This window comes from Nocardia sp. AB354, from assembly GCF_049538315.1.
GTDB classification, from domain to species: Bacteria; Actinomycetota; Actinomycetes; order Mycobacteriales; family Mycobacteriaceae; genus Nocardia; species Nocardia nova.
The window spans coordinates 36,760-56,788 of sequence record NZ_JBMVFU010000002.1; the positions used below are offsets into that span (position 1 = coordinate 36,760).

At 68.5% G+C, this 20,029-nt stretch carries 20 protein-coding genes; 16 read left to right on the forward strand and 4 right to left on the reverse strand.

Going from position 1 to position 20,029, the window contains the following annotated elements; all coding sequences use genetic code 11:
- Window positions 1-24: 24 nt before the first annotated feature.
- The 6 genes from ACPCUW_RS02700 to ACPCUW_RS02725 all read left to right on the forward strand — a co-directional run bounded on the left by ACPCUW_RS02700 (window position 25) and on the right by ACPCUW_RS02725 (window position 5,553).
- Window positions 25-714: a response regulator transcription factor gene (locus ACPCUW_RS02700; RefSeq protein ID WP_030515099.1), complete on the forward strand. Its 690-nt coding sequence runs from the start codon at window positions 25-27 to the stop codon at window positions 712-714.
- A gap of 89 nt (window positions 715-803) precedes the next feature.
- Complete coding sequence (locus ACPCUW_RS02705) at window positions 804-2,201, forward strand: sensor histidine kinase (RefSeq protein ID WP_082857009.1); 1,398 nt, start codon at window positions 804-806, stop codon at window positions 2,199-2,201.
- Between the two features lie 458 nt (window positions 2,202-2,659).
- Entirely contained in the window at window positions 2,660-3,937 is a 1,278-nt protein-coding gene (locus ACPCUW_RS02710; protein WP_423423565.1) for a S1C family serine protease, read from the forward strand.
- A 98-nt stretch (window positions 3,938-4,035) separates the two neighbouring features.
- Window positions 4,036-4,530, forward strand: a complete 495-nt coding sequence (locus tag ACPCUW_RS02715) for a MogA/MoaB family molybdenum cofactor biosynthesis protein (RefSeq protein WP_081879443.1) — start codon at window positions 4,036-4,038, stop codon at window positions 4,528-4,530.
- Window positions 4,531-4,537: 7 nt separating this feature from the next.
- Window positions 4,538-4,759, forward strand: coding sequence for a hypothetical protein (locus ACPCUW_RS02720; RefSeq protein WP_030515103.1), 222 nt, complete (start codon window positions 4,538-4,540; stop codon window positions 4,757-4,759).
- A gap of 107 nt (window positions 4,760-4,866) precedes the next feature.
- Window positions 4,867-5,553 carry an MspA family porin gene (locus tag ACPCUW_RS02725; RefSeq protein WP_423423566.1) on the forward strand — a complete coding sequence of 229 codons (687 nt, stop codon included), beginning with the start codon at window positions 4,867-4,869 and terminating at the stop codon, window positions 5,551-5,553.
- A 39-nt stretch (window positions 5,554-5,592) separates the two neighbouring features.
- On the opposite strand, the gene mscL is transcribed toward ACPCUW_RS02725, so the two are convergent.
- From mscL to ACPCUW_RS02745, 4 genes are all read right to left on the reverse strand, one after another.
- On the reverse strand, window positions 5,593-6,000 hold the full coding sequence (gene mscL, locus ACPCUW_RS02730; RefSeq protein WP_063023710.1) for a large conductance mechanosensitive channel protein MscL: 408 nt from the start codon (window positions 5,998-6,000) through the stop codon (window positions 5,593-5,595).
- 144 nt (window positions 6,001-6,144) lie between these two features.
- Complete coding sequence (cpaB, locus tag ACPCUW_RS02735; protein ID WP_423423567.1) at window positions 6,145-6,879, reverse strand: Flp pilus assembly protein CpaB; 735 nt, start codon at window positions 6,877-6,879, stop codon at window positions 6,145-6,147.
- A 158-nt stretch (window positions 6,880-7,037) separates the two neighbouring features.
- Window positions 7,038-7,358, reverse strand: a complete 321-nt coding sequence (locus ACPCUW_RS02740; protein WP_081879444.1) for an FmdB family zinc ribbon protein — start codon at window positions 7,356-7,358, stop codon at window positions 7,038-7,040.
- Window positions 7,359-7,478: 120 nt separating this feature from the next.
- Window positions 7,479-8,174 (reverse strand): 5-formyltetrahydrofolate cyclo-ligase, encoded by a 696-nt coding sequence (locus ACPCUW_RS02745; RefSeq protein WP_423423568.1) that lies wholly within the window; start codon window positions 8,172-8,174, stop codon window positions 7,479-7,481.
- 292 nt (window positions 8,175-8,466) lie between these two features.
- Here ACPCUW_RS02745 and ACPCUW_RS02750 point away from each other — a divergent pair, with 292 nt between their 5' ends.
- The 10 genes from ACPCUW_RS02750 (at window position 8,467) to ACPCUW_RS02795 (ending at window position 20,014) form a co-directional block, all read left to right on the forward strand.
- A complete protein-coding gene (locus ACPCUW_RS02750) occupies window positions 8,467-9,420 on the forward strand; it encodes a UTP--glucose-1-phosphate uridylyltransferase (RefSeq protein ID WP_423423569.1) in 954 nt (317 codons plus the stop codon).
- Between the two features lie 68 nt (window positions 9,421-9,488).
- Window positions 9,489-10,742 (forward strand): gephyrin-like molybdotransferase Glp, encoded by a 1,254-nt coding sequence (gene glp / locus ACPCUW_RS02755; RefSeq protein ID WP_030515109.1) that lies wholly within the window; start codon window positions 9,489-9,491, stop codon window positions 10,740-10,742.
- A 9-nt stretch (window positions 10,743-10,751) separates the two neighbouring features.
- Entirely contained in the window at window positions 10,752-11,402 is a 651-nt protein-coding gene (locus ACPCUW_RS02760; protein ID WP_030515110.1) for a GNAT family N-acetyltransferase, read from the forward strand.
- A 229-nt stretch (window positions 11,403-11,631) separates the two neighbouring features.
- Window positions 11,632-12,846 (forward strand): gephyrin-like molybdotransferase receptor GlpR, encoded by a 1,215-nt coding sequence (gene glpR / locus ACPCUW_RS02765; RefSeq protein ID WP_423423570.1) that lies wholly within the window; start codon window positions 11,632-11,634, stop codon window positions 12,844-12,846.
- Window positions 12,847-13,345: 499 nt separating this feature from the next.
- Complete coding sequence (locus tag ACPCUW_RS02770) at window positions 13,346-14,311, forward strand: hypothetical protein (RefSeq protein WP_423423571.1); 966 nt, start codon at window positions 13,346-13,348, stop codon at window positions 14,309-14,311.
- Between the two features lie 23 nt (window positions 14,312-14,334).
- Complete coding sequence (locus ACPCUW_RS02775; protein ID WP_030515113.1) at window positions 14,335-14,592, forward strand: acyl carrier protein; 258 nt, start codon at window positions 14,335-14,337, stop codon at window positions 14,590-14,592.
- Window positions 14,589-16,220 carry an AMP-binding protein gene (locus ACPCUW_RS02780; protein WP_423423572.1) on the forward strand — a complete coding sequence of 544 codons (1,632 nt, stop codon included), beginning with the start codon at window positions 14,589-14,591 and terminating at the stop codon, window positions 16,218-16,220. The genes ACPCUW_RS02775 and ACPCUW_RS02780 overlap by 4 nt, the downstream gene beginning before the upstream one ends.
- A gap of 2 nt (window positions 16,221-16,222) precedes the next feature.
- The gene (locus ACPCUW_RS02785; protein WP_423423573.1) at window positions 16,223-17,368 is read left to right on the forward strand and encodes an acyltransferase; all 1,146 of its coding nucleotides are present in this window, start codon (window positions 16,223-16,225) and stop codon (window positions 17,366-17,368) included.
- A gap of 15 nt (window positions 17,369-17,383) precedes the next feature.
- Window positions 17,384-18,208 (forward strand): class I SAM-dependent methyltransferase, encoded by an 825-nt coding sequence (locus ACPCUW_RS02790; RefSeq protein ID WP_423423574.1) that lies wholly within the window; start codon window positions 17,384-17,386, stop codon window positions 18,206-18,208.
- Between the two features lie 9 nt (window positions 18,209-18,217).
- On the forward strand, window positions 18,218-20,014 hold the full coding sequence (locus tag ACPCUW_RS02795; RefSeq protein ID WP_423423575.1) for a carbamoyltransferase: 1,797 nt from the start codon (window positions 18,218-18,220) through the stop codon (window positions 20,012-20,014).
- The last annotated feature ends 15 nt before the right edge of the window (window positions 20,015-20,029 follow it).

The following is a 20,029-nucleotide window of genomic DNA, read 5'->3' on the forward strand; positions in this document are numbered from 1 at the left end:
GTCGATCCGGTCAAACTGGAGGCCATGCGCATTCTGGTAGTCGACGATGATCGCGCGGTGCGCGAGTCGCTGCGCCGGTCGCTCACCTTCAATGGATATTCCGTCGAGCTGGCGGTCGACGGCGTCGACGCCTTGGAGAAGGTCAGCGCGTCCCGGCCCGATGCATTGGTGCTCGATGTGATGATGCCGCGGCTGGACGGCCTGGAGGTATGCCGCCGCCTGCGCAGCACCGGTGACGATCTGCCGATTCTCGTGCTGACCGCCCGGGATTCGGTATCGGAGCGAGTGGCCGGCCTCGACGCCGGCGCCGACGACTATCTGCCCAAACCGTTCGCGCTCGAGGAATTGCTGGCGCGTTTGCGCGCGCTGTTGCGCCGCACCGCCCCCGACGCGGCCACCGATTCCTCGGAGACGATGCGTTTCGCGGATCTGTCCCTGGATCCGGTGACGCGCGAGGTATCGCGCGGGGAGCGCGCCATCAGCCTGACCCGCACCGAATTCTCGCTGCTGGAAATGCTGATGGCGAATCCGCGCCGGGTGCTGACGCGCAGCCGCATTCTGGAAGAGGTCTGGGGCTACGACTTTCCGACCTCCGGTAATGCGCTCGAGGTCTATATCGGCTATCTGCGCCGCAAAACCGAGGCCGAGGGGGAGCCGCGATTGATCCACACCGTGCGCGGGGTGGGTTACGTGCTGCGCGAGACTCCTCCGTAGGCCGGGTCGTCGTGGCAAGAGCTCATCCCGGGCACGGCGGCCGCCCCGATCGTGTGGCTCGGCTGGGGCCGCGCCCCGATCCGCACGAGATGCGCCCGCCGATGCCGCTGACCCGCTCGGTGTCGCTGCGCTGGCGGGTGACCCTGCTGGCCGCCTCGGTGGTGGCGATCGCCGTCGCGGTGACCTCGATCGCCGCCTACGCACTGGTCGCCCGCGCCCTGTACGCCGATGTGGACAGTCAGTTGCGCAGCCGCTCGGAGGTGATGGTCAAGAACAACATCGACCTACAGGGCTTCCAGGCGATCATCATGTTCAGCAGCCTGTACTCCAACGATATCGGCATCGCGCTGATCTATCCCGACGTCGATGTGCCCTATGCCCCGCCGCAACCGATGGATCCGCCGATCGGCCCGGCCGAGATGGCGGTGGCGCACGGAAAGGCCGATGTCTCGCTGCGGACCGCGAACAATCAGCGCGTACTCGCCCGGCGCACGAAATCCGGTGCGACACTGGTTATTTCGCGGTCGCTGGAGCCCACCCGCGAAGTGCTCGACCGGCTCGCGTGGCTGCTGTTCACGATCGGCGGCTGCGGCGTGCTGGTCGCCGGGGCCGCCGGTGCGACGGTCGGGCGGACGGGGCTGCGGCCCATCGCGCGATTGACCGCGGCCACCGAACGCGTCGCGCGCACCGACGATCTGGCGCCGATTCCGGTCACCGGTGACGACGAACTGGCGCGGCTCACCGAGAGTTTCAATCTGATGTTGCGGGCGCTCGCCGAATCTCGCGACCGGCAACGGCGGCTGGTCGCCGACGCCGGACACGAACTGCGTACGCCGCTGACCTCGCTGCGCACCAATATGGAACTGCTCATCGCCTCCTCGCGCCCGGACGCACCGCCGATTCCCGAGGAGGATATGGCCGGCCTGCGCGCGGATGTGATCGCCCAGATCGAGGAGTTGTCCACGCTGGTCGGTGACCTGGTGGACCTGGCTCGCGAGGATGCGCCCGAAACCGTCTACGAGCGGGTCGATCTCGGCGAAGTCGCCGAGCGCGCGCTGGAACGGGTGCGGCGGCGGCGGGTGGACGTCGAATTCTCGGCGCAGCTGCGGCCGTGGTTCGTCTACGGCCACGACGCCGGACTCGAGCGGGCCATCCTCAACGTGCTCGACAACGCGGCGAAGTGGAGTCCGCCGGAGGCGCAGGTCGTCCTGACCATGCGCGAAACCGGGCCGGGGCTCATGGAAATCGCGATCGACGATGCCGGGCCGGGCATTCCGCCGGAGGAACGGGAACTGGTCTTCGAACGCTTCTACCGCACCACGGCGTCGCGATCGATGCCCGGATCCGGACTGGGGCTGGCCATCGTGAAGCAGGTGGTGTCCAAGCACGGCGGCACGATCACCGTGGACACCTCCGAACGCGGTGGCACGCTGGTGCGCATCGTCCTTCCCGGCGAACCGCCGACCGCCGCCGACCGCCGGGAGTGATCAGCGGCGATCCGGAATCGATGGGCGCGCGTGGGGCGGCCCCATAAACTGGCACGCATGCGTACCGTCCCGCGGAAACCCGGCTGCGGCGGCCGGATACGGCAGGGAGTCACGGAGAACTGAAAGCACGGTCTCAGTCCGCTCTCAGTCGCTGTCACCAGGCTGGGCGACAGACTCGAGGAGAAACGAGAAATATGACCGAGGATTCGAGGGACAGGCGCGACGAGCCGACCGGTTCGACTCCCCAGTCGGGAGGGCCCGAGCCGACGTCGCCGTCGAGTGGGGCGGAGCCCGCTTCGCCGGAGGGCGATGCCGGAAACGCGTCGCGCGGGTGGGGGCAACCGTCACAGTGGGCAGGGCCGTCGTCGCAGGCCGGTGGTGCCGAAGCCGGTGCGCAGTCGCCGGGACCGGCGGGTCCGAGTGGGGGACCGCAGGAACAGCCCGCGCACACCGCGCCGATGCCGCCGTACAACCCGTACGCCGCGCCGGGCCACACCTCGGGCCAGGGCTATCAGCAGCCCGGCTCGTACCCCTCCGGTACGCCCTATGCCGCCACCGGCGAATATCGTGCGGGTGAACCGTATCCCCCCGGTGCCGGTCCCACCGGTGTCCACGCCGGGACACCTCGCCGCCGCGGCCGGGCGGGGCTGCTCGCCGGCGCCGTCGTGCTGGCGCTCGTCGCGGGTGGTATCGGCGGTGCGGTCGGCACCCTCGCCACGCGCTCGGACAACAACGCGCCGGTCAACAATGCCCTGAACGCGCCCGCTCCGGTCGATCCGGCCTCGGCGAGCGCGCCGCCCGGATCCGTCCCCGCGGTCGCGCAGAAGGTCCTCCCCAGCGTGGTGATGATCCGCGTCGCGGGCGCCCGCGCGGAGGGCGAGGGCTCGGGTGTGGTGCTGTCCTCGGACGGGCTGATCCTCACCAACAACCATGTCGCCAGCGGTGCCGGTCCCAACGCGAAGATGGAGGTCGCCTTCCAGGACGGCAGTACCGCCAATGCTTCGGTCGTCGGTGTCGACCCGGTGTCGGATCTGGCTGTCATCAAGGCGGCAGGTAAGACCAACCTGACGCCGATCGAACTGGGCACCTCGCGCAATTTGATGGTCGGCCAGCCCGTGGTGGCGGTCGGCTCGCCGCTGGGCCTGGCCGGAACCGTCACCACCGGGATCGTGTCGGCGCTCAGCCGCCCGGTGTCGACCAGTGGTGAGGCCGGCTCACAGGGCACGGTCATCTCCGCGATCCAGACCGACGCCGCGATCAACCCCGGTAATTCCGGTGGCGCGCTGGTCGATACGAACGGCAAGCTGATCGGCATCAACACCGCGATCGCCACACTCGGCGCCTCCGAGATGCCCGGTTCGCAGAGCGGATCGATCGGCCTGGGCTTCGCGATTCCGGTCGATCAGGCCCGTCGCGTGGCCGACGAACTGACCAAGTCCGGTCACGCCACCTATGCTCAGATCGGGATCTCGGTGCGCGCGCAGGACGACGTCAACGGCGCCCGGGTCCTGGACGTGACACCCGACGGTCCGGCCGCCAAGGCGGGCATCCCGTCGGGCGCGATCGTCACCCGCGTCGACGATCAGGTCATCGACTCGGGCAATTCGCTGATCGCCGCCGTGCGGTCGCACCAACCAGGTGACAAGGTAAAGGTCACCTACACCGATCCACAGGGACAGAATCCGAAAACCGTCGAGGTGACCCTCGGCGCCGCACCGGCGGAGGGTGGCCGATGATCCGTGAACCGCGTCCTTTGACAGTGCTTCCGACACCCGACGCCGACGAGCCCGGGGGACCGGAGTGGTTGTCGCCCACGGACGCTACGGTGAGCAATATGGAAATCGATGCTCCCGTGGCGGGCCGGGCACTTGTTGTGGTCGTCGACGATCGAACCGCGCACGGCGGAGTGGACTCGCTGGGCCCGCTGGTGACCGAATTGCTCACCGAATTCGGCTTCCTCGTGGATGCCACGGTGTCGGTGGCGGGTGACGAGATCGAGATTCGCAATGCCCTCAACACCGCCGTCATCGGCGGGGTCGACCTGGTGATCTCCGTGGGCGGCACCGGTATGTCGCCGCGGGATGTCACCCCGGAGGCGACCCTGGAGGTGCTCGATCGCGAACTGCCCGGAATCAGCGAGGCCCTGCGCGCCTCCGGACTCGCGGCCGGTTCGCTCGACGCCGGTCTGTCCCGTGGTCTGGCCGGCGTCTCGGGCAGCACCCTGGTCGTCAACCTGCCCGGCACGCGCGACGCCGTTCGCGACGGCATGGCCACGCTCGGTCCGCTCGTGAGCCGGGTCGTCGACGAACTGTCCGGATTGGCGGAATAATCGCGGTATGACCGACCGGCCGGCGGGGGCGCAGCGCCCGGACGATTCGCAATCGGCGGAACGCCCGGCGAAGGGGCGCACCCGCTCGGCCGCCGAGTCCGCGCGCCTGGCGCGGATCTTCGGCGAGGCGCTGCCGCGCACCAGCAGCGACGAGCGCGCCCCCGACGGTGAGTTGCCCCGCTCCGGGGACGACTGGCTGCGCGCGCAGGTCCCGCCACATCACGGATAATCGGACTTTGCGGTGTCTCGGATGCCGAGGCATGTCACCGTCCCCTGTCGGCAGCCGTGAATCTCGACGTTCATCGCGGCCGACCGCAAGAAGCTGATGAGAGAAATATGAATACGAACGGTCGGGTCTGGGGTGCGCGCATCGCCGGCATCGGTGCCGTGGCGACCGCCGCGCTCGGCCTGTTCTCCACCGGCGCCGCCAACGCCGGCACCTTCGTCCCGCTGCCCGGCGGCGACCTGTCCAAGACGCTGTCCGACGGCACCGTGGTGCATGTCCGGCTGGACGGCGAATCCGCGACCATCGATCCGGCGATCGTTGTCCCGGCGGTGCACCGCACTGCCCGGGTCTCGGGTAACGCCCGTGTCGAACTGTCCGGCGACACGACCGTCGTGGGCGGCAGCATCTACCCCGGGTACACCGTGGGCTGCCAGGTCGACATCTCCGGTGTCGGCGTCGACGGCGGTCCCGGCGCGAGCATGGACTGGAGCGACGGCGAGAACGCCAAGCCGGATGCCGGCGGAAATGTCGGCGGCAACCTGATTCTCGCGCCGGGCCAGGCGAAGTCGTTCTATGTCCTCGACATCGAGGAGAAGGACGACGTCGGCCAGGATGTGCACAAGCCCCGCAACAAGTTCCGGGGTGACAGCGGTTCGGTGGCCTGGTCCGACGAAACCATCGGCCTGACCGGATGTGGCGGTGACGCGCAGGCGCGCGCATTCGTCAGCGTCGAGGTCGAGACCGACAACGTCATCTCATGGGTGACGCTGTGGGGCGAGCCGTTCAGCCTGGGCTGAGCCCGAGCCGGATACCCCTGGCGGCCTGCGGATTCGATCTCAGAACTCGTGCCGGCCGCCGGCGCTCTTGCTGCTCTCCGAGAGCAGATCGCGGATCTCGGCGAGCAGTGCGACCTCGGTCATCACCGCTTCCTTCTCGGTGCCGAATCGCTTCATCAGGCGGCCCGCCGGCAGGATCAGGATGAAGTACAAGATCGCCGCGATCAGAATGAAGTTGACCACGGCGGTGACGATCGGGCCGAGTGCGATGAACGTGGACGGCTTACTGGAATCCAGATAGAAGCCCCAGCCGTGTTCGTTCGCGCCGCCGAACAATTCCAAGAGGGGATTGACGATTCCGTTCACGATGGCGGTGACGACCGCGGTGAACGCGGTACCGATGACCACCGCAACCGCCAGATCGATCACGTTCCCACGGAGCAGGAAATCCCTGAAACCCTTCAGCATTGCGGCTCCTGTCTCATCCGGCGTGCCCCCGCCTCGCCGTTCGGTCTGGTCGTGGCATCCGATGCGATCGCTTTCCGCTATCGAATGAGGTACTCGGGATGCTAACGGACAGTTACGGCAAATGCTTGGCGAACACAGCGAACATCAGTGAAACACCACGGTCAGCGCCGTCTGCAACGAGGCGGCCGCGACGGTGGTTGCATGGCCCGGATCGAGTGCCAGCAGCACGATTCGTTCGGGGGCGGCGCGGGTCCGGGAGCCCGCGTCGGCGGCGCCGGAGATCAAGACGACCGCGGCATCGGTGGCGAGGGTGTGCGCGGACGGTGAACGCCCCCGTGGCGCAACCGTATCCGGATCGCCGTGGCCGCCGGTCTCTTCCGCGGCGACCACGTCCACCCGGTCGCCGGGCCGAAGAATATCGGCAATGGCGTTGTCCGCCAATCGCATCGGCACGATCCGGGCATTCGGCACACCGGTCGCCGCGGCTGCCAGCCGCGGGCCGACGATCCGGAGATCGGTCAGTATTTCCCCGGCGTGCACGGCGCCCGTGGAGGTCGCGCCGAGCAGTTTCGCGGGATCGGTGACGGCGCCGTCCGGTATCGCGCCGGGTGGCAGGTTCGCGCGGCGCAGATCCTCGGGGGACAGCACCTGTCCGGGCGCCACATCCCGCGCCGCGACGACGACCGGCGTGCGATGCCCGGCGGGGTCGCCGCGCAGGGCGACGACGGCCGCGGCGGCGGCCAGTCCGACCGCCGACAGTCGCCGTATCAGCGTCACGTCGAGCCAGGGTGGCCGTATCCGGGACAGGAATTCGGTGCCGCGAGCACGGCCGAGATCGGCGTCGAGGGGGCGTAGACGATCGAATCGCAAGGTCCGCATACCGGCCACCGTAGGGGCCGCAGCAGCTCGGTCATCCCGGAAAAGAGCAGGTCAAAACTTCTCTGTGGATAACGAAGAGGCTGTGGACAACCGGAGACCGGCGCGAACAGAAGACAATGGCCGACCGGGCGGTCCGTGGCCGTCCGGTGTGGGCCGGGTCAGGCGACGGCGGTGCTGGTCGACGAGGAGCTCGACGACGAACCCGAGCTGCTCGACGAGCCGGCCGAGCTGCTCGAGGCGGACGAATCGCTCGACTTGGATTCGCTCGACTTCGCGGCGGGCTCGCTGGCCGACGAGGAGCCGTTGCGGCTGTCGGTGCGGTAGAAGCCGCTGCCCTTGAAGACGATGCCGACCGAGTTGAACAGCTTGCGCAGCTTGCCGTTGCACTTCTCGCAGGTGGTCAGGGCGTCATCGGAGAACGACTGCACGATGTCGAACTTGTCGCCACACTGCGTGCACTGATACGAGTAAGTAGGCACCTGCGAACCTCCACGGTTTTCGTCTTTTAGCACTCTACAGCCGACAGTGCCAACAGTGCCAATCCGGTATTGATTCCCATGGTGCCGGTGCGGTCGGGCGCCGGTGCGGTGGTCTCGCTCTCACCGTGGCACCGGGCGGACGTCGATCCGGCGATCGTCCGCGTCGAGCGTGCACAGCCCGGCCTCCGGCAGCAGAGCCCAGCCCATGCGCCGATCGTGGGGTTCCTCCGGCAACACATCCAGCAGTTCCGAGTCCCGGACGACGGCCACCAGGCGTGCGTCCGGTCGTGCCGCGGGCAGTGTCCGGTCGTAGTAGCCGGCGCCTCGTCCCAGCCGCACGCCGCGCCGATCGACGGCGAGCGCGGGTATCACGATCACCTCCGGCCACTCGATCGCCGCCACGCCCAGCGGCGGTCCCTCGGGCTCGAGCAGGCCGTAGCGGGCGCGCCGCAGCCCTTCGATTCCGGTGTACTCCGCCCAGTCCAGTGGTCCGGGCGGTCCGGTCACGGGGACCATCACCCGAGCCCCCGCGGCCCGCAGCGCGTCGAGCATCGCCACCGAACCGGGTTCACCCGCGACCGGGAGATACCCGGCCACCCACACCGAGCCCGGAGCGCCAGAGCCGGATCCGCCCGCCGGGCGGCGCCGCTCGCCACCGGACCCATCGATACGCGACCGGTCGATGTCAAGTACCCGCGTCACGGAACGGGCCAGGGCGTCGGCCTCCGCGGCCCTGACCTCCGGCGGCACCGCCGCCCGGGCGGCCAGCAATTCCGCTCGCCACCGCCCCTTGTCCCGCTGACCGGCGATCTCCACAGGCTCACCCTAGGTGGGCGAACGGTGAGTTTGCCCGCTCCCGTGTTTCCAGGTGCCCTCGGCGGGGAATCGCTGACCCGACGCGGTATCGCGAACACGCTGGTAACGCAGTGAAACCATGGTTGCGGCCGGTTCCCCGACGGGTAGTAGCGGGGGTCGGCGGCGGACCTCGGCAGGGTTGCTGCCGCACCGTTTCGGTGCGACGGCGCCGCCGCGGCCGCCTAGGCTTCCCAGATGCCGTGCCGGTGGTGAGCCGGTCCGACGACAAGAGCGATGGATAGGGTGTGCACTTATGACAGCTGACGCCGGATCGGACGCGACGCAGGCCGTGAGTTCCTGCTTCCGTACCGCGGTGGTCCCCGCGGCCGGACTCGGGACACGGTTCCTGCCCGCGACCAAGACCGTGCCGAAAGAGCTGCTGCCGGTGGTGGACACGCCCGGTATCGAGTTGGTGGCCGCCGAGGCCGCCGGATCGGGCGCCGAGCGGCTGGTCATCGTGACCTCGCCCGGTAAGGACGGGGTCGTCGCCCACTTCGTCGAGGACCTGGTGCTGGAGAGCACGCTCGCCGAGCGCGGGAAGTTCCAGCTGCTGGAGAAGGTGCGCAAGGCTCCGGGCCTGCTCGATGTGACCTCGGTGGTGCAGGACGAGCCCCTCGGGCTGGGCCATGCCGTCGCCCAGGCCGAGCAGGCGCTCGACCCCGACGAGGACGCCATCGCGGTGCTGCTGCCCGACGATCTGGTGCTGCCCTGCGGCGTCCTCGACGTGATGAGCCGTGTCCGCCGCAAACGCGGCGGCACGGTGCTGTGCGCGATCGACGTCCCGAAGCAGGAGGTCAGCGCCTACGGCGTCTTCGACGTGGAGCCGGTGACCGACAGTACGAACCCCGACGTGCTGCGTGTGGTCGGCATGGTGGAGAAGCCGGCGCTCGAGGCGGCGCCGTCGACCTTCACCGCCGCGGGCCGGTATCTGCTCGATCGCGCGATCTTCGACGCATTGCGCCGCATCGAGCCGGGTGCGGGCGGTGAGCTGCAGCTCACCGACGCCGTATCGCTGCTGATCGCGGAGGGACATCCGGTACATGTCGTTGTCCACCGTGGGTCGCGCCACGACCTCGGCAACCCTGGCGGTTATCTTCGTGCTGCGGTCGATTTCGCTTTGGAGCGAGACGAATACGGCCCCGCCTTGCGCGAGTGGTTGCAGCGTCGGCTTGCTCCGGATTGGAACCCGCAGCTGATCTCGTCGTGACGACGGGGTCGGCCGGGTCCCGTCACCGCGGGACCGGGTGATCAGTCGGAGTAAAGGGGAAGGGCGGCATGCGCTCGGTTGAGGACCAGCAGATCAAGGTGACCGCGGCGGCCGTGGCCCCGCGGCCGGTCCGGGTCGCGATCTCCGAGGCTCAGGGTCTGCTGTGTGCCGAGGACGTGGTCACCGAGCGTCCGCTGCCCGGATTCGATCAGGCCGCCATCGACGGTTATGCCGTGCGCAGCGTGGACGTGCAGGGCGCCGGCGCCGACATCCGCACCGAGGACGGCGATCCCATCGAGCTGACGCTGCCGGTGGTCGGCGAGGTCGCGGCCGGTTCGCGCCAGCCGATCCGACTGCAGCCGCGGCAATCGGTGCGCATCGATACCGGCGCGCCGCTGCCGACCCTCGCCGACGCCGTGCTGCCGCTGGATTTCACCGACGGTGGCCGGGCCCGGATCAAGATCTACGAGCCGGTTCGCTCCGGTGATTACGTGCGGCGCATCGGTGACGACGTGCAACCCGGCGATATCGCGGTCCGGGCGGGCACCATCATCGGTGCGGCGCAGGTCGGCCTGCTGGCGGCGGTCGGCCGAGACAAGGTGCTGGTGCATCCCCGGCCGCGGCTGTCGGTGATCTCGATCGGTGGCGAGCTGGTCGACATCGATCGCACGCCCGGCCCGGGACAGGTCTACGACGTGAACTCCTACGCGCTCGCCGCCGCCGCCCGCGACGCCGGCGCCGACGTGAATCGGGTCGGCATCGTCAGCGCCGATCCCAAGCGCCTGCGCGATGTTGTCGAGGGACAGCTCGTGCGTTCGGAGGTCGTCGTGATCGCGGGTGCGGTCGGCGGCTGGGCCTCCGAGCAGATCCGCGAGGCCCTGGAGGGGCTGGGTGAACTGACGATCGACCGGGTGGCCATGCATCCGGGCTCGGTACAGGGCTTCGGCCGGCTCGGCCGCGACGAGGTGCCGACCTTCCTCCTCCCGTCGAATCCCGTTGGCGCCCTGGTCGTTTTCGAGATCATGGTGCGGCCGCTGATCCGGATCGCGCTGGGCCGCCGGCATCCGATGCGCCGCGTGGTGCGGGCCCGCACGATCATGCCGATCACCTCGATGGAGGGCCGCCGCGGTTACCTGCGCGCCCAACTGATGCGCGACGAGCAGACCGGTGAATACCTGGTGCAGCCGCTGGGTGTGAACGGCTCGTCGCATCTGCTCTCGACCCTGGCCGAGGCCAACAGCCTGATCGTCATCGACCCGGAGGTCACCGATATTCGCACCGGTGACGAGGTCCAGGTCGCATTTCTCGCACAGCGCGGGTGATCTGTGGACATGAACGTATTCCGGGCCGCCCAGCATCCGGGCTGGCCCGCACATCTCGGTCCGGTTCGAGTCGCGGGTGGGCGAGTGACCCTGCGCCCGATCCGGCTGCGGGACGCGGCGGCCTGGTCGCGAATCCGCCTGCGCGACCGCGAACATCTGGAGCCGTGGGAGCCGACCGGCCGGGGTAGCTGGGAGGCGCGCAATCACGCCTCCAACTGGCCCTCGCTGTGGTCGAGCCTGAAGGCCGAGGCGCGCCGGGGGGCGATGGTGCCGTTGGTGATCGAGGTGGACGGATCCTTCGGCGGCCAGCTGACCATCGGCAACATCGTGCGGGGTGCGTTGCGTTCGGCCTGGATCGGCTACTGGGTCGCCAAGGACGTCGGCGGCCAGGGTGTCGCCACCGCCGCGCTGGCGATGGGACTGGACCACTGCTTCGGGCCCGTGGGCCTGCACCGGGTGGAGGCGACGGTGCGGCCGGAGAATCTGGCCAGCCAGGCGGTACTGCGCAATGTGGGCTTCCGCGAGGAGGGCACGTTGCGGCGTTACCTGGACGTCGACGGCGCGTGGCGCGACCATCTGCTGGTCGCGATGACCGTCGAGGAGGTGTCCGGCACGGTCGTCGATCGCCTCATCCGCTCGGGTCGTGCCACGCCGCCCTGAGCGGCCCGGTCGCGCGGCGTTTCCGGCGGCGACGCGCCCGGGCCTGGTGATGACCGCCTTGTGACGGGTGGGGCAGGTGTGGGCGGCGCGCCTGCGGGATATTCCTGTGACGCCGCATTAACCTACGGACGTCGGTGGTGCGTCCGGTGCCAGGACGAAACAGGTGGCGAGAACCTGCCCAGCGGTCGAGAAGGGACAGTGGTCAGGCGGGGACGGAGGTGGGAGCGCGATGCCGAATTCGATCTTGTGGATCGCGCTCGTCGTGCTCTGGGTCTTCGTGCTGTTCCCGATGCTGGCCGATCGGCATCCGCGGATCCGCCGCACCACGGACGTGGCCCTGGCAACCCGGGTGCTGCATCGAGGTGGTACCAGACGACGTGCGAAGAAAGGGCCGGCCACCGGGCATGAGACCGATCCGGACTGGGTGCCGACCCCTCGGCAGAAAAGGCTTTCCCACGGCGATGATGCGGAGGACCGGATGACGACATCGGCCGATGAGCCCGTCATCGAGGACGACCGGAACGCACCCGAGCGCGCCGAATCGGAGGTGACGCGGGCACACCGGAGCGCCGGTGATCCGCCCGGTCGCGCCCACGGGGGCGAGGAGCACGCCCGTGAAACCCCCGGCGACGCCGTCGATGCCGAGCCGGGCGACGAGCACGACGACTTCGGCGAAGTCGACGGCGACGGCGACGGCGACGGCGATCTCGCCGGAGACGCTCGCGCCGACGATCCGGACGATGCCGAGGAAGGTGGAGAGGCCGACGACGTCCCGGCCGCCGCCGAGACCGAGGATCGCCCGCAGGCGAGCATGGCCCGCATCCCACCCGCACCGAACGCGGCTGTTCCGGCCCGGCGCGGCGATGTGGATCCGGACGACGAGCTCGATGATCTCGACGAGGGCGCCGACGGCGAACCCGGATCGGCCGTACGCGATTTCGTCCCCTCCCGGCGTGGCCGCGGCGGGTTCGATCCGGAGGCCGACGCCATCGCGCGCGCGGCCCGGTATCGCTTCCGGCAGCGCACCGCACTCGGATTGATCCTGAGCACACTGCTTTTCGGCGCCTTCGCGATCGCCGTGAGCGCGACCCTGTGGTGGGGGTGTGCGCTTTCGGTGGTGGCCTTCGGGGGCTATCTGGCCTACCTGCGGCGGCAGGTGCGCTTCGAGGAGGACATCCGCCGCCGCCGCGCGGCACGGCTGCCCGGAGCACGGCAGCGCCCCGCCGAGAACGCCGAAGCCGTTGCGCAGGAAAGGGTCCGGGCCGAGCGTCGTCCGGGGATGGATCGCGATGCCGCCCGCGCGCTGCGCCGGCGCGCGGTGGTGCTCGACGTCGACGACGAGGACCCGCTGTTCGACCATCTGGAACACTTCGACGCCGCCGCTGCCCGGGCCACCCGGAACCGGGCCGCGGGTGGTGAAATCCGCCGCGCCGCAGGCGAATAGGAGCCGGGGAGCCGGTTGTCGACGGCCGCCGCATCGTAGCCAGGAGCTGCGAGCGGCGGCCGTTTCGGTGTGCCCTGGCGTTTTTTCGCGGCTGTGGCCGGACGAATCGGCGCTCGTGGCTAACTCTCCGCATCGCATAGGGGAGGTGGGGTGTGGTGGGCTGTCAGCCGGAATGTGAAACGTCCGTGTCCACTCACCGGGAGTGCCGAGAAGGCGGCAAATTCATAGGTAACCTTTTGTCGCTGTGATCTCCCCGTTACGAGTGGCTCGCGAGCTATTTCCGGAGTAAGCTCGGGCACCGTGCAGAATCGCTGTCCACAAGATCGAAGGATTTAATCCTTCCGGTACGGATGCGTGGTCACGGGTATTGACACGCCGCAGCAGGTGAGGACGCTGCGCGTGGGGTAGCTGGGCGGTTGGAAGGGTTGATCGACGTGTATGAAAGCACTCTGCTATCGATTTTCACCGGCCTGCTCGCGTAACAGATCGAGAAATCGCGATGAACAATTCAACGGTCATCGACGAGATCGAGATCGATCTTGCCGAACGGGTAACCGCGCTCGATCTCTATCGCCGCTGGGAAATGCAGCAATGGCAGGCGCAGAGCTTGGAATACGAGCGTGATGCCGAGGGCTGGACCCGGCTGCCGTCCTTCGCGCGGTTGCCGCTGCTGGCCACCCTGGCCCGCTTCCTGGTCGGCGAGACGACCGTGACCGAGACCTTGGCGCCGCTGGCCTACGCCGCGCCCGAGGTCGACTACAAGATGTACCTGGCCACCCAGCTGGCCGACGAGGCGCGCCACACCGTCTTCTTCCGGCGCTACCTCGCCTTTCTCTCGGAAACCCTCGGCAACGAGGAGTTATCGCAGGTCAGTGGCGTCGATCGGGTGGGTGACCTGTTCGAGAAGGCGCTCGTGGACGCGGTCGAGCGGGTGCGGGCGGACCCGGGCGACATCGCCGCCTGGTACGAGGGCGTGGTGGTCTACCACCTGCTGGTCGAGGGTGCGGTGGCGATGACCGGTCTGCACACCGTGCTGGGAACCGTGCGGGCGCTGCCACGCTTCGACATTCTGCGGACCGGTATCACGAATGTCGCCCGCGACGAATCGCGGCATATTTCCTTCGGTGTGCTGGCATTGCGCAACGGAGTGCGCGGCGGACAGCGCGACCATATTGTCGCGATGATTCGCAAACATATTCCGGCGGCCGCCCGAACATTGGTCGATCCGGAAACGCGTGATCCATTTCCGCGATTGGTGCCGGTGTTGCGGAAACGCGCCGAAATACTTCAGGAGCAATGGGAATTCGCGGAGAGTTCTCTCGGCCGGAGAATGACGTCGATCGGAATTCCTTCGGACACCATTTCGGAACTCACGGAGAATTGGCGGGAATCCTGTGCGGCAGCCGCGGGAGAATATGCCGATCTGCACGGTGAATCACATCCCATCACGTACCTCGTTCGATGAAAAAAACAACTCGGGAGCATTTCGTGGACGAAAATGAAGTGCGCGACCAGGTACGGGAACTGGTCCGTCGGCACGCCCCCCAGCCTTCGGCGGAATTGGCCTCCGATGATGTGCTGGCCGAACAGCTGGGCTACGACTCGCTGGCCCTGATCGAACTCGCGCTCGGCCTGCAGGTGCGTTTCGGCATCGACGCCGGCGGCGATTCCGGTGCGACGAATGTGGTGACCGTCGGCGATATCGAGCAGATGGTGTGTGACGCGCTGCGGGCGAAACAGCCATGACCGAATTGCTCGACTGGCTGGCCTACGACGGCGAGGAACGAGGCTGGACCATCGCCGACAACGGCGACTGGCGCCGCGTCGCCTATCCCCGGTTGAGTGAACAGGTGCGGCGGGTGGCCGCGGCCTGTATCGAGGCCGGGGTACGTCCGGGTGCGGTGGTTTCCATCGTGGAATCTGCCCCGGAACGATTCATGACGAATTTCTTCGGCGTGCTGGCCGCGGGAGCCACTCCCAATCCGCTGGCGCCGCCACTACCACTGCAGAACGAGTCGGCGTATCGGCAGCAACTGTCCGCATTGCTGGCCGCGGCCGCTCCCTCGGCGATCATCGTGGCGGAGGAACTCGCCGGAGTGGTTCATCCGGTGCTCGAATCCGTGGGCGGGGTCACGATTGTCGGCACGTCGAATGCGACTCCCGCCGTGACCGAACTGCCGGGGTGTGCGCCGAACCGCATCGGTTTGCTCCAATTCACCTCCGGCAGTAGTGGTTCGCCCAAAGCGGTCCGGGTATCGGTGGCGAATCTGGAGGCCAATTGCGCCGCGATCGACCGGTGGCTGGAGTTTCGCCCGACTGACCGGATCGCCACCTGGCTGCCGCCGTATCACGATATGGGCCTGATCGGCTGCATCATCACGCCGACCATTCTGAATCTGGACATTCAGGCTATGACGCCGATCGATTTCATTCGGGATCCGTTGTCGTGGCTGTCCTGTTTCGGCCGCGACGGCGCGACGATCACCGCGACGCCGAACTTCGCGCTGGCGTATCTGCTGCGGAAGATGACCGACGAGGCCTTGGCCGGAATGGATTTCGATCCCTGGCGAGTGATGATCGTGGGCGCCGAACGGATCGATCCGGCGATTCTGCGCGGATTCGCCGAGCGATTGGCGCCCTACGGATTCGATTCGCGCACACCGTGTCCCGCCTACGGGCTGGCCGAGGGCACGCTCGCGGTCTCCGGCCTACGGCCGTCGGAGCCGGTGCAGGCCGCCGCGGTGACACCCGAAACCGGCGCCGTGGACGGTCCGTTCGAGCTGATGTCGGCGCCGCTCGAGGACGGCCGGCGGTGGCTGGTCGGGTGTGGCGCGCCGCTGGACGGAGTGACGGTGCGGACCGCGGCGACCGACGAATATGCCGGAGCGCCGGGCGAATTGATCGTCGGTGGCCCGAGCGTCGCCCGGGAATACCAGACGGCGGAGGGCACCCGCGATCTGTCGCGTGCCGAGGACGGTGCTCTGGCGACCGGTGATGCGGGGCTGCTGGTGGGTGGGCAGCTGTATCCGATCGGCCGGGTCGGCGACGCGGTGAAGGTGCGGGGCCGCACGATCTACGCCGAGGACATCGAGGCGGCCGTGGTGGAGGCCTTCGGCGTGCCCGCCAACCGAGTGGTCGCGCTGGCCGGCAACGCCTTCGGCGCCGCACGCGTCGCCGTGCTGGTCGAGGACAAGCCGGTCGAGGCTGTGCGGCTGCGGCAGGTCCTGGCCGGGCAGCTGGGAACGGATACGTCGCTGCGGTTGTTCATCGGCGACCGGGGACTCATCGCGCGCACCACCAGCGGTAAGCCGCGGCGGCGGGTGATGTGGAACCAGTTGCTGCAGGGCGAATTCGACGCCCTGGAGAGGAGTTGACGATGGCGCCGGTACCGCTGTCGACCGTCGACCACATGTGGACGGCGAATATGGCCGGTCCGCTGCAGTTCGTGGTGGAGTTCGGCGAGGTGCTCGACGCCGATCGGATCGTCGAGGCCTATGTCGAGACGGCCCGTGAATTCGTCGGCGCCGACGCGGCGCTGGTGCAACTCGACGAGCGCACCTTGGCGATGGATGTCGACGACCCGCGCCCCGCGATCCGGGCCACGGTCGCCGAATCCACCGTGCCGCTGAGTGAATGCCTCGATCCGGTCGAGATCGGAGTGGGGCATGTGCTCGCCCGCGGGCGGGTGGTGACCCGCGGCGACCGCACGGCCGTCGGGCTGTCGATGTCGCACGGCCTGGCCGACGGCTACGGCATGTTCTTCTTCCTGGCGGCCTGGGCGGCCCGGGCCCGCGGCGCTCGCTTCCTGTCGCCGCGCTGCGACCGCGAGGTGCTCACCCGCCCGCAGGCACGCGACCGCGACAGCGTCGATTCGGACGCGTTGCGCCGGGCGGGATTCGTGACGGTCGAGCCGGATCTGGAACTGCCCGAACTCGACGTCCACACCGGCCGGCTGGATCTAGCCGAATGCGAGGCGCAAGCCGAGGTTTCGGGGTTGTCGACCGCGGATCTGGTGGCGGCGGGCCTGTTTCGCGACTACGCCGCGACCAAGGACACCGACCTGGTGACCCTGGCCTGCCCGGTCGACATCCGCCGCTTCGTCCGCGAACTCGGCCCGACCTATTTCGGCAACGCCTTCGTGCAGGTGCTGATCGATGTCGAGACCGAGCGCGTCCGCAACGCCTCGGTGCCGGAGATCGCCGGCTGGGTGCGTGACGCGATCGCCACCGCGCCCGGACGCATCGACGACGCGATCGCCGAACTCGAGGCGTTCCTGCAGGTGCACGGCATCGCGGGACTCGACCGGGTCTGGGGATATCCGCCGCAGTCGGGCTTCCTGGTCAGCAATCTGTCCCGGATCCCCGCCTCCTGGCTGGATTTCGGCGCCGGGCCGCCGGTCGGTCTGGTGACGCCGGGCCGCCGGCCGCGCCAGGACGGGTGCTATCTGCTGCCCGACCCCGAGCGGGCGCACAGCCTGCAGTGGGCCTCCACACTCGAGCACGAACCGGCCGCGCGTTCGTAGAGAGACGAATCCGATATGGCTGCAGCGATGACCTACAGCATGGCCGTCGGCGATCGCGACGCGGCGCGCCTGGCCCTGCTCGATCAGCATTACAACCCGAGTTCGCGTGCCTTCCTCGAATCGGTCGGGCTCTGTGCCGGCGCGACGGTGGCCGATATCGGCTGCGGGCACGGCGCGATGACGGCCTGGCTGGCCGAGCGGGTCGGACCCGACGGCGTCGTCTACGCCGTCGACGCCTCCGCCGAACAGCTCGAGATCGCGCGCCGCCTGGTGGGCGATCTGCCGCAGGTGCGCTACGTGCACGCGCGCATCGAAGACGCACCGCTCGAACCCGGTTCGGTCGATTGGGTGTACAGCCGCTTTCTGCTGATGCACGTGGCCGACGCCGCCGCCGCGCTCACCGCGATGGAGCGCATGCTCGCCGACGACGGCGCGCTGCTGCTGGAGATGTCCGATGTCGGGGCGCTGCGATTCGTGCCCGCCGACGATCCCGCCGCGGATCTGTGGCGGGAGTGGTGGTTCGCCCTCGGCCGGGCGCGCGGCGCCGCCCACGACATCTACGAGCGCACCCCACAGCTGCTCACCGAGGCCGGCTTCATCATCGCGCGTCGCGACCGCTTCCAGCCGGTCTCGGCGATGCCCGAGGCGAAGATGTTGCACGCCTTGGGATTCGAACAGTGCGTGCCGGTCTACCTCGAACACGCCGGCGCCGATCCGGCGGCCATCGATGCCCATCGCGCCTTCCTGCAGCGCGTCGTCCCGGATACCGACATCGCCGTCGAACTGTATGCGACCAGCCAGTATTTCGCCCGCAAACGTCCGCGGGCACGAAGATTGTGAGCCTCCGCCATGGTGAGAACACCAGCCGCGCAACCGAAGTCGATCATGGGGATCAGCGGTCTGCACAACAGTGTGCCGTTCAAGCAGGCCCGCTTCCCGGGGCTGGAGTGGCGCGACTACCGCATCACCCAGGGCTTCGATTCCGCGGCGGCACTGCTGCACGACGGCGAGCTGGTCAGCGCGGTGGCCGAGGAGCGGTTCACCGGCGAGAAGGCGACCGGCGCCTTTCCCGAACACGCCATCCGATTCGGCTGTGAACGAGCCGGAATCTCGGTCGATTCGCTCGACGTGCTCGCCCACGGTTTCTCCTACGAGCCGCTGCGAGCCGAATTCGAACACAGCGAACTCGGACGCGCGCGGTTCCGCGAGGTCTTCGCCCGGCAGGTGCTGCTGGACAAACTCACCGAGACCTTCGGCGGCGACTGGGACGACCGGCTGGTGCAGGTACCGCATCACCTTGCCCACGCGGCCAGCACGTTCTATCCCAGCGGATTCGATTCGGCGCTGATCCTCGTCGCCGACGGCATGGGAGAGCGGCACAGCGCGACCGTCGCGCTCGGAACGGATGCGGGCATCGAACCGATCGCGACGGTCTCGGAACTGAATTCCCTCGGAATTCTCTACGGCGTCTTCACCTACTATCTGGGCTTCGCGTTCGGCCTCGACGAGTACAAGATCATGGGGCTGGCGCCCTACGGTGACCACCGCAAACACTTCGCGGCGATGATGGATCTCATTCATCTGCGGCCCGACGGTACTTTCACGATTCCCATCCTGTACCGCAACGAAACCGATCTGGACCGGGAAACCTACCGCGGCACACTGAAAGCGATCGAGGAGATCTTCGGCCCGGCCCGCGGCCCCGACGACGAGTTGACCGACCACCACCGCGATATCGCCGCCGCCCTGCAGGCGGCGCTCGAGGCGACCCTGCTGCACACGCTGCGGTACTTCCGCAAACAGACCGGTGCGAAGAATCTGTGCATGGCCGGCGGGGTCGCGCTCAACTGCACGGCCAACGGCGTGATTCTGCGCAGCCGCCAGTTCAAGCGCATGTTCATCCAATCCGCCGCCGGTGACGACGGCACCGCGCTGGGTGCGGCGCTGTATGTGCACCACCAGCGCGAGGGGGCCGCCCCGATCGCGGGTATCGCGACACCGCTGAACGGCCCGGAATACTCCGACGAGCAGATCGCGGCGGCACTCGCGAGCCGGACCGATTGCACCGCAACCCGATTCGACGATTTCGCGGCGCTCGCCGCCGAATTGGGCCGCCGGTTGGCCGCCGGGCAGATCGGGGCGCTGTTTCAGGGACGTCTGGAATACGGTCCGCGCGCCCTGGGCAATCGCAGCATTCTCGGCGACCCGCGCCATCCGCGCATGCGCGACATCATCAACGCGAAGGTGAAGAAGCGGGAGGGCTTCCGCCCCTTCGCTCCCGCCGTCCTCGACGAGTACGCGACCACGTATTTCGACATCAAGGATGCCGAAATCGACACCTACGCCTGGATGCTGTTCATCACCTCGGTGCGGCCGGAATTCCGCGAGGGGCTGCCGGCGGTCACCCATGTCGACGGATCGGCTCGGGTGCAGACGGTGTCGCGCGAGCGCAACGAGCGGTTCTGGACGGTGATCGACGCCTTCCGGCAGGAGACCGGCACACCGATCCTGCTGAACACCTCGTTCAACGTGAAGGGCCAGCCGATCGTGTGCACGCCGGCCGAGGGCCTGGACACCTTCGTCACCGCCGGACTGGACGTGCTGGCCATCGGCAATTACCTGGTAGAGCCGGTTCGCGCCGGATAAGTGGGATCGAGTTAC